This window comes from Vibrio sp. DW001 (genome assembly GCF_029016285.1).
Classification (GTDB): domain Bacteria; phylum Pseudomonadota; class Gammaproteobacteria; order Enterobacterales; family Vibrionaceae; genus Vibrio.
The window spans coordinates 1,488,786-1,503,103 of record NZ_CP091975.1 but is presented as its reverse complement, the minus strand read 5'-3'; the positions used below and the strand labels follow the sequence as shown (position 1 = coordinate 1,503,103).

Sequence of the window (14,318 nt, the reverse complement as noted above, 5' to 3'; positions counted from 1 at the left end):
TTATTGTTAAAGCGATGTTAAGTAATTATTTGTGATTATACAGAGTATAAGTTACGTCAGATTATGATGTGATGTCGAGAAATGATTATAAAAGTATGAGAATTCAAAGATTTTCAGCTAATCTAAATTATGTTGTCTAGTCTGTGGGTCCACTTGCTCTGCAACATTAAGTATTATTGCAAACTAGTCTCATAGACAATCTATGTATATGGACATTCATATTTTCAAGGAACGCACATTGAAACCAGAAACCAGAATGGAAAGTACAACGTCATCAATGAGTCGTCTATTTGCTGCCTCTTCAACGCTTCTTATGGTCTCTAGTGCATATTCGGCTCAGTACGATACTAATCAGCATATCGAATTTTCTTACACTATAGATTGTGACAATCAACTTAACTACTGTATAGAAAAAGACCCTTTTGTTGCTCATTCGGTTTTTTCATTAGATACCGAAGCAGAAAGGTCTTCAACGATAACAGAAAATGAAGAACGGCCTCTTTACCTTAATATCAGTCAAGAAAAAGACTGGCAATACCTAAAAGAACAGACATACACCATATTGGGACTAAGTGTTGCTACCGTTGGATTAATGACTCTTTTGCCAGAATCAATCACCAAATGGGATGATGACTCCAAAGACGTAAGCAACCTAGGCCAGAAATGGAAAGACAATGTAAAGGCTGGCCCTGTCTGGGATAAAGATGAGCATATATTAAACTACATTATGCACCCCTATTTTGGTGGTGTTTACTATACTGCTGCACGCCATTCTGGTTTCGATGAGTTTGAATCGTTTATCTATTCTTGGACCATGTCGACGTTTTTCTGGGAATATGGTGTAGAGGCATTTGCAGAAATCCCATCGTGGCAAGACCTGTTTATTACTCCATTTTTCGGTGCTATGGTCGGTGAAATAATGTTTGAAGCCGAACAGGACATCGTTGCTAACGGTGGCGAAGTCATGGGCTCAGAGTCAATGGGTAGCTTTTCTCTTTTTTTCCTAAACCCTGTAGGACACATTCATTATTGGGTGACGGATGCATGGGGGGGAGAAGCAGAATTCAATTTTGTTTCTACACCTTGGTTCGGTAACCAAGACGCCGCCAGTTTCGCAATGGACGCTGGAGCTTCGTACGATTATCAGTTTGTTGGAGCTGAATTAAAAATAAAGTTTTAATTACAAAACATGATATTCCTCCGAATTCAAGCTTGAAATATAGACCCCAGTCAAGCTTTCTCACCAGATTAGGCCTACACTAAATATAACATTTCAATTCATATAGTTAGGTCTGCGTCATACATGGAGGGTTTTCTATGAATAAAACGTTTATTGTCAATTTCGTCGGTAAAGCGACACCGTCTACTATTAAATCGTTTGCGGCCGCCACTCATGAAAATGGGGGGAAATGGCTAATCAGTAAAGTTAATTTTATAGAAGACCAAGTTGCTGCGGTCATAAAAATTGACTTGCCGGAAGAAAATGAAGACAAAGTTAAAGACGCCATTAGGAAAGACCCTAATTTGCTCGTGAAATTTACCGATAGTGATACCGCATCACACAATACCGAGGAGATCTTCCAACTGCGGTTAGATTCTAACGATAGAGCTGGCATTGTAAATGAAATTACCAATGTACTCGACGGGCAAGGTATCAACATCCTAGATATGGACTGTCAACGCGTCTTTATTGCTGGAGGCGGCGGTGTAAGCTCTAGTTTATTTACCGCAAACTTGTCTATTCGTTTACCAAAAGAGATGGCCATTGCGGATGTGACACATGAGCTTGAATCATTGAGCGAGGATACAAGAGTTATTCTTAGTACGTGATTATCTGATTCCATATCTGAGTAAATTATGATAAAAAAACACCCTCTTTTAGGGTGTTTTTTGGGGTTAAGAAGACGTTGTTCTTAGCATCTTCCACAAAGTGAACATCTAAATACTAGTTAATATTCCATTGTGAAAGAGAACGCTTGAAATCGGCATAATTGAACTCATTCAATTTATCAATATTACCATTTGAGCGCTGGCAGTAAATTGATGGCATTTTTAATCCATTAAACCAATTTAGCTTCACCATGGTGTAGCCAGCACTGTCCATAATATGCAACCTTTGACCTATCTTTAACGGCTGCAAAAATGTAGATTCACAGAATTGGTCACCAGCAAGGCATGAGCAAGAACCGATAATGTATTTATGCTGACCATTTTTATCTGCTTCGAATATCGACGCAGGTTCATCATAAATTAGCGTATCGAGTCTATGCGCTTCTGTTGCAGAGTCGACAATGGCCGTCTGCTTTTCATTCTCAATAATATCCACTACTGATACTACCAAATCTGTCGTTTTGGTAATAATGGCTTCACCTGGTTCCAGATAAAGCTGAACCTCATGCCTGTCTGAAAATTGCTTCAGAGCATTGGCCAATTTATCGATGTCATAACCCGGCCATGTAAAGAAGACACCGCCGCCCAAACTCACCCACGCCAGTTTATCGAGATAGTGACCAAATCGAGAAGATATTGCATCCAACAATGTAACAAAGGCATCAACGTTTTTGTTTTCGCAGTTCATATGGAACATTGCCCCATCTAGACTATCGAAAACCTCTTCGGTTAACTGATCGATCTGAACCCCTAAACGGGAATAACGGCGTGAGGGGTTAGCCAAATCTTGTCCTGCATAGCTCACGCCTGGGTTTAGTCTAAGACCTATTGACACTTTACCTTCAGTCATATGACGATAAGCCGCTAGCTGGGATTGAGAGTTAAATATTAATTTGTCGCATATAGGCACCACGTCTTTAATATCTTCTTCGCTATAACCAACACTATAGGCGTGGGTTTCACCACCGAAGGTCTCGTAACCAAGCTTTACCTCATAAGGCCCACTGCTCGTAGTCCCATCGAGATAAGGCTTGATTAGGTCAAACACACCCCACGTAGAGAAACACTTAAGTGCCAAGACCAGTTTTACGCCGGACTGCTCTTTTAGATAACGAGCTTTCTCTAGGTTCTCTATCAACGCTTCTTCATTGATCATGAAATACGGTGTTGGAAGTTGTTCTGTATTCATTCGTTCCAGCTTTAGTCAATATTTTCAGTAAGTGAGTGTTGCGTCTTTGTTCTATCAGGTTTACATCACGAAAACTCAATAAACCTGATTCGCTTTAAGACTCTCTGCCCTTATTTTAGAATCTGGATATTAGGTTGCTCAACTTCAAGTTCCTGTATATGCCAATCTAACCCAAGTTCTGGCATGGTTTCTAAGAATGGGTCTGGATCGAGTTGCTCCATATTAAATACACCCGCTTCGGCCCATTGCCCACGAAAATATTGCAATGCAGCCGTAATGGCTGGTACACCCGTCGTATATGAGATAGCCTGATGTTCTACATCTTCATACGCTATTTCATGGTCAGCATTGTTATAGATAAACACGCTACGCGGCTTGCCATCCTTATTACCTTGCACCCAGGTGCCTATGCAGGTTTTACCTGTATACCCTGGAGCCAAAGAGGTTGGGTCGGGTAATATCGCTTTCAATACCTTAAGCGGCTCAACAACCGTCCCATCTTGAAGCGTGACAGGGTCAGGGCTCAGTAGGCCAATATCGCGCATGCAGTTGAAGTAATTTAGATAGGCGTCTCCAAAACCCATCCAGAATTCTATTCGTTTTGCCGGGATAAATTCTTGCATAGAACGCACTTCATCGTGAGCCATTGAATAAACTTTATGTTTACCTACTAGCGGAAATTCAAACTCAAACATACGCGTGTGACAAGGTACCTGCTTCCAATTACCTTCTTCCCAATAAAATGAGTCGCCTTGAATCTCTAACATATTGGTTTCTGGATCAAAGTTAGTTGCAAACTTTTTGCCATGATCGCCATCGTTCACGTCCATAACATCAATGGTGTCGATGTCATCAAATAGATGCTTAACGGCGTAGGCAGCAAAGACACTGACCACACCAGGATCAAAGCCCGCGCCCAATATACCAGTGATACCGGCTTGTTTGAATTTGTCCCTGAACGCCCATTGCCCGTCATAGGCTTGAGGAACTTGTTGTCCTTCAGAACAGAGATCAACAGCAACGGAGGTGTCTAAATAAGAGACCTTGGTTTGTAGGCAGGCTTCCATAATGGCAATATTTATCCATGGAGGACCCGCGTTAATCACCAGCGTTGGTTTTACTTCATTGATTAACGCAACAAGAGCGTCTACATCGTCTGCATCGACCGCTTTGGATTCTAGTTTTCTCGTCTCATCCTTTAGATTATTTTTACCCTTGATAGAGTCAATAATTTTGTCGCATTTTGCAATGGTTCTCGATGCTAAGGTAATATCACCTAACACGTCATTATTTTGCGCCGCTTTGTGTGCAATTACCCAACCCACGCCACCCGCACCAATTTGTAATATAGACATATTCTTTCCTTCTTATACCAGTAAACTGGTATCAATCAGCTCTTGAGCTAATTGGTCAATTTGATTTAATAAGTTGTCGAAATCTGACATCGACAGACACGGATTCAGTATCGTGAACTTCAGTGCGGATTGACCGTCAATGGTCGTCTCACCTAATACGGCAACGCCTCTTGTTAATGCTTCGATACGTACCTTTTGATTCAATGCATCTAGGTTCTCCACCCCTTGATGGTTCAGCCTGAATAGCACTGTAGATAAAGACGGCGTCGCCAGTAATTGCAGGTTTGTTGTTTGCGCGACTTTATCGGCCACTTGTTGCGTCTGGACTAATAGATGATCGACCATCTGACCTAAGGTCTTCGCACCAACGCTCTGCATGGAAACAAACACTTTTAACGCGTCAAAACGTTTGGTGGTTGCAATAGTTTTATCCACTAAATTTGGCAGTTCATCGTGTTCACGATTCAGATAGTCGGCGTGATGAAGTAGGTACTTAAAGTGGCGACGGTCCTTTAATAAAATTGCACCGCAACTAATGGTTTGGTAGAAAAGCTTGTGGAAATCTACGCTGACTGAGTCGGCTTTTTCTATGCCATTCAGTCTTTCTTTATGACCACTTAAAATCAGAGCACCACCATAGGCACCATCGACATGAAGCCAAAGCGATTCGTTTTGGGTAATGGAAGAAATGGCTTCGATGTCATCAATAGCACCGTGATCCGTAGTACCCGCTGTTGCGACAACAGCGAAAGGAATCAAACCAGCTTGCTTTAATTCCTTAATCACGATTTGCAATGCGGCAATATCTAACTCACCAGCACTATTCGTATCGACAGCAATAACCGCTTGCTCACCCAATCCCATCATTGAAGCCGATTTTTGAATAGTAAAGTGCGTATTCTTAGAACAGATGATGCGTAACTTATTCCAGTAATCTGGCAGACCCATCTTCTGAATTGAGTGATTGCTTATCTTTTCTGCAATCCAATCGCGCGCAAGTAACAATCCCATCTGGTTAGATTGAGTTCCACCACTGGTGAATACACCATCAGATTCGTGACCAAGTTGGTAGATACCACACAACCAATCAACGACTTTTTGCTCAACAAATGTGGCTGCAGAAGCCTGATCCCACGAATCCATCGACTGATTTAACGCTGCAATAATCGACTCCGCTGCGATAGATGAGATCAATGGGGGGGTATGCAAATGGGCGATACAATTAGGGTGCTGAACCAAGATTGAGTTCTTACCAATCAACTCCACAGATTTCGCTACAATATCCGATAGATCCGTTCCACCATTGGTAAGGTCAACTCGATTAATCTGCTCTAATAATAGATCAGGCGAGAGCCCCGAGTATGGTTTGCTCGCGGTCTCGAACATGGTTTTCAGATGTTTATTGGTATTCGAGAGGACGAGGGAAAATTCTTGCGCACCCTTCTCTCCGGTATGAACAAAGTGCTTCTTCCAGCTCACTTGAGACGAATTTAATGACATTAACTCACCTCCTTTTTAGTCAACTGACCATCAGAGGCAATAATTGCCGCTTCTAAAGTCCTTAGGGCGAAGTCAATCTGTTCTAATGTGATGATTAAAGGTGGTAGGAAACGAATAACTGAACCATCGCGTCCTCCTTTTTCCACAATCAATCCACGCTCTAAGGATGCCCTTTGAATAGATAACGTTAGCTCGGAGTCCGCTTCACGCTCATCAAATTTATTTATGCTGCCACTCGGTGTCACTATTTCTATACCAAGCATCAAACCTTTACCACGAACCTCTGCAATACAATCGACACGCGTCTGAATTTCTTCAAGTCCAAGTCGAAAATAATTACCTGCAATACTGGCGTGCTCGACGAGATTATCGCGCTCGATAATTTCCATCGTCTTGGCACCAGATACCATCGCGAGTTGGTTCCCACGGAATGTGCCGGTATGTTCACCGGCTTTCCAGGTATCGATCTGCTTATTGAAGACGAGAATAGACATCGGTAGTCCACCTCCAATCGCTTTAGACAGACACAGGATATCTGGGGTGATCCCCGATTCTTCAAACGCAAATCGATAGCCCGTCTTCCCTACCCCACACTGGATCTCGTCTAAAATAAGTAAAATCCCGTGTTCTGTGGTGATACGGCGTAACTCTTTTAGCCACTCAACTGGCGCGGGGATAACGCCACCTTCGCCTTGTACTGGTTCGACAATAATCGCAGCAGGTTTTTGTATACCAGCTTCATCATCATTAAGTAGACGCTCTATATATCGAATGCTCTGTTTTGCACCCACGTCACCTCCGAGACCAAACGGACAGCGCAAGCTGTATGGGAATGGCATAAAGTGAACATCCGACATCAATCCTGTACGTCGTGCTTTTGTACCTAAATTGCCCATCAAACCCATCGTCCCATTCGTCATACCATGGTAAGCACCTCGGAAAGCAAACATGGTATTTCTACCTGTCGTCTGCTTAACAAGCTTAATAGCGGCCTCTACTGCATCCGCACCTGACGGGCCACAAAACTGTATTACTGAGTCCTTCGAAAAGTAATCTGGTAGAAAACTTTTGACCTGTTTAATAAAGTTATCTTTAACTTCAGTGGTAATATCAAGCGTTTGATAGGGTAAACCAGAATCGAGCTGGTCCTTTAGAGATTGATTGATTTCTGCATGATTGTAGCCAAGCGCTAGCGTTCCTGCTCCCGCAAGACAATCTAAGAAAATTTGTCCGCGTGTGTCTTCAACCAGTACGCCATAGGCGCGCTTGATTGCTAAAGGTAAACGTCGTGGATAAGAGCGAACATCGGATTCGTTCTCTTGTTGATCGATCAGCAGTTGATCTAACGCTAAACTATAAATACCAGAGACCTCTGGTATTTCAATTCCAAATGGGGAGTTAGATTGATACGAATCTAAATTTATAACTGTGCTCATTACCAAATACCTTATGGATCACTATCCACTACACGACTTTGCGTGTAGCAACAAACTCGGCAAATTAGCCGATAGGAAATATTGTTTTCGAGCGGATCAAGGTTCAGTTATTACACTGCAGTTTGGTAGAACTAGGCTGAATTTGAACTGATTTGAATTAGATAACATTGTTGGGTTTCCTTTCTACAGTATCCCGTCTATTAGCTATGGCTAACTAATACCTACCCTACAAAACATCACCAATTTAAGAGGATGTTTCGAGTATCCCCCAGTAAGGTACTACCGAGATTGCGCGCGAGTCTACCCAACTCATGCAAACCAGACAAGCGTTTATTTAAAATAATCACGAGAAATATCAAGCTGACTCACAATGCAATATATCAATCAGTTATCATAATAGTGTGAGCGTGATCGAACAAACACACTTTATTACGTATAAACAAGCGGTAAGCTAACATTGCACTCAAGTTTTCAAGATATTTTCCGACCTATAATCATAATATCAATAAACTCTATCTAGAATTGTTGCCAACTAAGAAGACGAAAAAAATTATTATGAAAAATCTATCCTTTAAAGCAAAAGTACTCGCTTTGCTCATTTCGATAATTTCAATATCGGTTCTAACTTCTTTCCTAAGTGCGAATTACTATATTAGCCAATATATCGCTCAATCTGATACGAAGAATATCCAAACACAACTAGTTTTAGTAAAGGACAAGTTAGTCGGCGATATAGCGAACGATGTGAAATTAGCGAAAAGTTCTAATTTCAGCATTATGGAAATTTCAAGTACTTTGGACGCGACAGGTTTCAAAGACATCATCAAATTATCTTATGACTTGATGTTTAATAAAAGCGGTAGCATTGACGCACCGGAATTGGTTGAAAAATACAAGAGCCAGATGACGACAACAGGCGATGAAGCTGTTATTAGTGATATCTACTTTGAGAACACCGTCCCTCACCTTTCCATCTTAGTCCCACGCGGTGGTGAAGGGCGCGACTTATTCATCATCGATCTCACCAGTATCCAAGAGTTACTTGCTTCTTCTTCAGTCAAAGGTAGCTACGTTGAATTAAAAGATTCTGTTGGTAACATTTTGTTCTCAAACAAAGTGGATGGTGATTTAATTCCTGTAGAAAATATCTTTGATGTGGGCGGCAAGAATTGGACACTCACGGGCTATATAGACAAAGGGTTTATACAAACCAATACCGACAGCTTAAATGGTTCCATTACTATTGCGCTACTCATCGCGGCAGCCATCATTATTCCTTTGAGTATTGTAGCCCTTAATATTGCCTTCAAACCGATTGTTGCGCTCAGAGATGTTATTACAGATTTGGCAAATGGTAGTGGCGACTTAACCCACAGGTTACAAGTTTACACCAAAGACGACCTCGGCAAGATTGCGGATGGTATCAATAAGTTCATTGAAAACCTGCAACGAATGATGATAGATGTTTCCTCTTCAAGTGAAAAGATTAACGATGAAATCGAACTCTTAGAAGGACAGGCCGATTCCAATCAAAATCTACTCAAAGCGCATACTGCGGAAATGGAAATGGCGGTCACTTCGATTAACGAGATGAGTTCAACCGCAGACGCCGTTGCAGAAAGCGCCGCGACAGCAGCCAAACAGACAGAGTCAACCAACAAAGAAGCTGAGCAATCTAAGGTTATCGTTCAACAAGCCGTCAATAGCGTTACTGCGTTAGTTGATGAAGTTGAACATACCTCTCAGACAATTATATTGATGAATGAAGATACCGCTCAGATTGGCCAGGTGTTGAATGTGATTGGTGAAATCGCGGAACAGACTAACCTGTTAGCACTTAACGCTGCCATTGAAGCCGCGCGAGCTGGAGAGCATGGCCGTGGATTTGCTGTCGTCGCTGACGAAGTGCGAGCATTAGCCGCCAGAACTCGACAAAGTACGACCGAAATAAATGAAATGCTTGATAAACTCAGTAGTGGCTCTTCCGCCGTTGTTTCGAGTATGAACTCAACCAAAGAAAGCTGTCAACAAACCGCTGATACGACTTCTCAGGTAATGACTTCTCTTGACCTAATGACCGATTCCGTGGTCGAAATAAACGATCTCGCTGCGCAGATAGCAACCTCTGCCGAAGAACAGAGCTCCGTAACCGAAGAGATAAACCGCAACATGGTTGCGATTCAACAAATGATAGAAACACTAAACAGCAACGGAAGCGAAACCGCAAACAGTACCCATCAACTTACCGATTCAAATCAACAGTTAGTGGGTATAGTGAGCAAATTTAAGCTTCGTTAATAGTAAGATGACAGTGTTAGGGTAAATGTACCCATCCCCACGACAGTGGGGATGGGTACATTTATTCAAACCTAAGCAGGTTCCATTTATCATCCATCATCAAAGCATCGTTCGGCTTCATTGGCCTTGCAAAAAGATAGCCTTGATAAGAGCTCACATTTGCCGACTCAAATATCGTCAGCATTTCTTGCGACTCTATACCTTCAACGGTCACCGCGACGCCTCGTTCTTGATTCATCTCATTTAAAAATTTGAGATAAGAGAAAGGTTCCTCAGATTTGGTTGCTTCAAGTGCAAACTCTCTATCGATCTTTAACTGTTTAAAAGGAAGACGGAAAAAGCCCGTTAAAGAGCTATGGCCCGAACCAAAATCATCCATCGCAAGATTGAAACCGAACGCCTTTAACTGCCTGATTTGACCCATCGCCTGATACTTGTCATCCAGCAGCACTGACTCTGTAAGTTCGAGCATGACATTGGACGCATTTACGCCACAACGAAGCGCAATCTCCGATGCCCGCTGAGGGAAGTTCCCATCTAAAAGCTGCAATACCGACACGTTTACATTGATAGTTAGGTTGCTATTCCATTTCACATTATAGCTATTTATAAACATGCAAGCTTGTTCTAATACCGCTTCACCCAGCGTTTCTATGAAGCCTTTGCGTTCGGCAACAGGTATAAACTCGCCGGGGTATATCTCGCCTTTCTCCCCATTTTCCCATCTAGCTAACGCCTCGAAACTGATTGGTTGATAGGTTTTCGCACTGACAATGGGTTGCAAACGGATGGATATATCACCATTTTCTATTACACTTTTTATCTGGCTTTCAATATAGAAGAAACGCTCCACTTTTTTCTGTACCTGTGGATTACAGATAGCCCAATGAGCAGGCTCGTGTCTCTGCGCATACTCACAGGTTTGTGCTGCCCAGCTAATCACCTCTTCTGCAGGTTTGCTCTTATCGATACATGGATAAGCACCAACAAAAACCTCTCCCGCAAATAGCTTACCGTCAGCCCTCGACATATTACGAAAATCAGTGACGAACTGCTGACACATTTTAGCCAAATCTTTTTCCATAATGGCGCTGTGTATCAAGACTGAAAATGTATCGAGAGAATTTCGGTAGAATTCACAACGCTGCCTCTTAAACGAGTTCATACAAGAGATGACTCTCTCCAGCATTTCCACTATTAGCTCTTCGCCATACTGATTGATATAGGATTTAATCTTATCCAAATGGATATGAACCAATATATAATTATGGGGTATTTCTGAGATATCCTGTTTTAGCTTATCGCTATTAGGTAGGCCTGACATTTTGTCAAAATATGCCAGTTGACGAATATAGGATTCTAATAATTTTTGTTCCGAAATATCTCTATGGTTCCCCACCATATAGCTACCCGAATCATCTTGTTTCATCACACCTGTCGCTTCAATCCAGCAGTAACTGCCGTCTTTTTTACGAACTCGATATTGGGTTTTGACTCGTTCATTGGACGACTCATCTTCAACATGGTGGTCTACACGACTAGAGAACTGTTTTTTATCCATAGGGTGGATCAACGCAAACCAGTCGTCTAGATGAGTATCATCTAGATTAAGCTCAAATTGCTGGTAAAAGGTGTGGTTGTAAAAAGAGACGTTTCCATCTGTGGCCATAATCCAAAGACCTTCAACAGCAGAGTCAAACATGCTGATGAAGCGGCTATTTTCGTGGTGCGGCATTTTAAATTATTAACCCAATTATGATTAGAGAACTTATACAACTCTAAACAATATTACTAAAATCATATTTAACGATTGTGGCATGTTAACAGTTTTAACAATAAACATAAGACTCAATATCAGATAACGGATAATTTTAGCCGATAACCCGATCTGTTTTCGCAAAACTAAGACTTATTACCAAAGGTAATCGATTGCCATTATGTTCGGTTAACCGTAATGTCCGAAATGTAACCGTTCGTTGTACATTGCAGGGCATCTTTGATCATACTCGCCGCTTCATCAGCCGACATAAATGAAGAAGTATCGAGTTTTTTTCCACTTGTTTGCCAAAATTCCGTCGCCATTCCCCCTGGATAAACACCAATCAACTTCATCTTCTTACCTTTCAATTCCAGTCGGACAGATTCAACCAAACCTTTCACTCCCCATTTCACTGCACAGTAAGTTGACTCCCCTGCTTTGGCGGCTTGCGCAGCAGTAGACATAATAATGACCACTCGAACGCTTTCATCTTTGTAACGCTTTACCAATTCCTGAAGCAGATGGATAGTAGTTAACAAATTATTGTCTATTAAATGGCGTATTTGATTGGGCTCTTGACGTTCAATTGCCCCGAAATAACCGCTACCAGCGCAGTGGATAACCATATTAGGCCGCTGAATAGAATCAAACAGCGATGAGACTTGAGCCGCATCAGCGAGATCCACGGATAAGGCTTTTACACGGGAAGGTAGACCTTGACATACATTGGCAAGCTTTGCCTTGTCGCGACCAATGATAGTCAACGATTCGTCTTCAACACTATGCAACTTGGCCAGAGCGGCCCCTAGACCACTACTCGCGCCGGTTATTAAAATCATAAATCCTCCGTTAAATTGTTGATATCGACTCATTGAGGTTAATATAGATAAAACTTAATATTATTGTAAACGTTTCCATAGTTTCATTATATACTATGCAGTATTGAGTAATATTTGAACACTATTTTTTAGGTATCAGGAGTATTTTATGTCGACTAATTATTCAGACTCAGAGATGGCAAGGGCCCTTGTTGCCGCCTATGGTGGCAAACAAAACATCGTTAAGTTGGACGCCTGCCTTACTAGATTACGCATTACCGTTAAAGCATTCTCTGCGGTTGACCAAGCGAAACTCAAAGAGCTTGGTGCGATGGGAGTCGTGACGGTTGGTCGAGTGGCGCAAGCTATCTTTGGTAAGAACGCAGACAAATATAAAGTTGATATGCAAACATGGATTGACGAGCATCCAGAAGAAGGTATTTCTAGTGAACTTGTTTCGGCATTTGGAGGCAAAGAGAACATAACTGACATCGATGCCTGCTTAACTCGCCTAAGAGTTTCAGTGAATACGCTTTCTGCTGTTGATCAGAAAAAACTTAAAGACTTAGGTGCTAAAGGCGTCGTTGTACTGGACAAAAATGTACAGGCTATTTTTGGTAAAGCGTCAGACGAACTAAGACAAGGCATGGTAACTTGGTTAGGTAAATAGCAGCCTTCGCCTATCATTAATGACTAAGCTTGCATTCAAGAAAGCTGCTACTTTTAGCAGCTTTTTATTTTGTTCTTATCTGTTTATTGATCAGCTTTCACTCCACCATCTGAAGATGAATAAATTAGAAAATTATCTATTTAAAATTATCTTTATGCAGACTTAAGGTTTCGTCACATTTATGTTAATACCTATAATTTTATCAACTAGAAAAATTCTCCTGCGTACTATAAAATCAAACTAGAAGAATTAGATAATAAGTATTCAGGCTGTAAAATATGAAGCTATTTAAATATATAATCTACGCATTTATCGCCATTATCGTGGTAAGCCTGATTGTGTTGATCATTCAACCAGAACAATCTCAGGCATTAAGACCAGATTCGCAACCCAAAGTTAAAACTTCCACTTCAAATGCGAGCATCGTTGCAGAACCGACCGAACCACAAGCAATGGCATTAGAGACGATCAAACCAGATGAAATTAAAGCGGCATTAACCCCTGAACAGATTACTATTTTGCCTCCTTTTATTCAGGCTCTACCCAAAGACCCTGCTGAAGTGGACAGTAACGGTAATGGAATACGCGATGACCTTGAAGTCTATATTGGCTACAAGTTTCCTTACCAACCGAAAAAGAGAGCGGTCTACATACAGATGGTGAGCATTGTAGACAAAATAGCGAAAGAAAGAGGGAGAGGAAGGGTTTCAAGACAATATTCTATCTTTCACGAAGAAAATCATGCTATTCAATGTTGGTACGATAGTGGTTTTAGCGAAGACGAACTCACGCAGTTTAAAGGGTTAATACTCAATAACAGTTATCGTCGCGAAAGCTATCAAGCGACGATTGATGTCCGACAAAATTTGGACCAAGACATCATCGATTCGTTGGATCTTTCTGAGAAGCCTTGCGATCAAATGATGAAAGAATATCAGATAGCATTACAGGAATGGAAGCCTGAGGAAAAGTAAGACTGAATGACTGCCGAACGAGGAAACTCGCTACCCATCAATAAAGACATGGTCAAGCATACGTCAATAAAATCATTCGTTTCTATTCGTAAAAAAGCCCCCGCATTTCTGCGGAGGCTTTAAAAGATGGTGCCCCGGGCCGGACTTGAACCGGCACAGCGCGAACGCCGAGGGATTTTAAATCCCTTGTGTCTACCAATTCCACCACCAGGGCACGCAATTCTGGATTGCGATGCGTCTAACTGTATTGAGTTGACACCATCTATGTTATTGAAGCAAATTCAATAACTAAAACTTATTTCTATACGAGATTGTTCTCTCGTGTGGCGGCTAATTTACCCACTTTTAGAATTACGTCAAGTATAATTCTTTGATTAAGTGTTCAACCGAACAAAAATTGACTCGTTCGCTTCATTTTCACACTATTTT

8 protein-coding genes, 1 tRNA gene and 3 pseudogenes are annotated in these 14,318 nt (G+C 41.6%); 6 read left to right on the top strand and 6 right to left on the bottom strand.

Translation table 11 applies throughout. The annotated features are described in order from the left end of the window. Window positions 1-313: 313 nt before the first annotated feature. Both L3V77_RS07115 and L3V77_RS07110 read left to right on the top strand, forming a co-directional pair. Window positions 314-1,180, top strand: a complete 867-nt coding sequence (locus tag L3V77_RS07115) for a DUF3943 domain-containing protein (protein ID WP_275136711.1) — start codon at window positions 314-316, stop codon at window positions 1,178-1,180. Window positions 1,181-1,317: 137 nt separating this feature from the next. Continuing rightward, the gene (locus tag L3V77_RS07110; protein ID WP_275136375.1) at window positions 1,318-1,830 is read left to right on the top strand and encodes an ACT domain-containing protein; all 513 of its coding nucleotides are present in this window, start codon (window positions 1,318-1,320) and stop codon (window positions 1,828-1,830) included. A 115-nt stretch (window positions 1,831-1,945) separates the two neighbouring features. Here L3V77_RS07110 and nspC read toward each other — a convergent pair whose 3' ends face one another. The 3 genes and pseudogenes from nspC to L3V77_RS07095 form a co-directional block, all read right to left on the bottom strand. Next, complete coding sequence (nspC, locus tag L3V77_RS07105) at window positions 1,946-3,079, bottom strand: carboxynorspermidine decarboxylase (RefSeq protein WP_275136374.1); 1,134 nt, start codon at window positions 3,077-3,079, stop codon at window positions 1,946-1,948. A gap of 110 nt (window positions 3,080-3,189) precedes the next feature. Beyond that, entirely contained in the window at window positions 3,190-4,434 is a 1,245-nt protein-coding gene (locus L3V77_RS07100) for a carboxynorspermidine synthase (protein WP_275136373.1), read from the bottom strand. A 12-nt stretch (window positions 4,435-4,446) separates the two neighbouring features. After that, a pseudogene (locus L3V77_RS07095) lies at window positions 4,447-7,370 on the bottom strand (pyridoxal phosphate-dependent class III aminotransferase). 555 nt (window positions 7,371-7,925) lie between these two features. Here L3V77_RS07095 and L3V77_RS07090 point away from each other — a divergent pair. Further along, window positions 7,926-9,668 carry a methyl-accepting chemotaxis protein gene (locus tag L3V77_RS07090; protein ID WP_275136372.1) on the top strand — a complete coding sequence of 581 codons (1,743 nt, stop codon included), beginning with the start codon at window positions 7,926-7,928 and terminating at the stop codon, window positions 9,666-9,668. Window positions 9,669-9,729: 61 nt separating this feature from the next. Here L3V77_RS07090 and L3V77_RS07085 read toward each other — a convergent pair whose 3' ends face one another. Together L3V77_RS07085 and L3V77_RS07080 are read right to left on the bottom strand one after the other, a co-directional pair. After that, window positions 9,730-11,403, bottom strand: coding sequence for an EAL domain-containing protein (locus L3V77_RS07085; protein WP_275136371.1), 1,674 nt, complete (start codon window positions 11,401-11,403; stop codon window positions 9,730-9,732). Between the two features lie 200 nt (window positions 11,404-11,603). Then, complete coding sequence (locus tag L3V77_RS07080; RefSeq protein WP_275136370.1) at window positions 11,604-12,266, bottom strand: SDR family NAD(P)-dependent oxidoreductase; 663 nt, start codon at window positions 12,264-12,266, stop codon at window positions 11,604-11,606. Window positions 12,267-12,414: 148 nt separating this feature from the next. On the opposite strand from L3V77_RS07080, the pseudogene L3V77_RS07075 reads away from it, so the two are divergent. The 3 genes and pseudogenes from L3V77_RS07075 to L3V77_RS07065 form a co-directional block, all read left to right on the top strand. Further along, a pseudogene (locus L3V77_RS07075) lies at window positions 12,415-12,561 on the top strand (PTS transporter subunit EIIB); the annotation flags it as partial. A 123-nt stretch (window positions 12,562-12,684) separates the two neighbouring features. Next, window positions 12,685-12,915, top strand: a pseudogene (locus L3V77_RS07070) (glucose PTS transporter subunit EIIB); the annotation flags it as partial. A gap of 278 nt (window positions 12,916-13,193) precedes the next feature. Then, window positions 13,194-13,889: a hypothetical protein gene (locus L3V77_RS07065; protein WP_275136369.1), complete on the top strand. Its 696-nt coding sequence runs from the start codon at window positions 13,194-13,196 to the stop codon at window positions 13,887-13,889. 127 nt (window positions 13,890-14,016) lie between these two features. Here L3V77_RS07065 and L3V77_RS07060 read toward each other — a convergent pair. Continuing rightward, a tRNA-Leu gene (locus L3V77_RS07060) sits at window positions 14,017-14,103 on the bottom strand. Window positions 14,104-14,318: the final 215 nt, after the last annotated feature.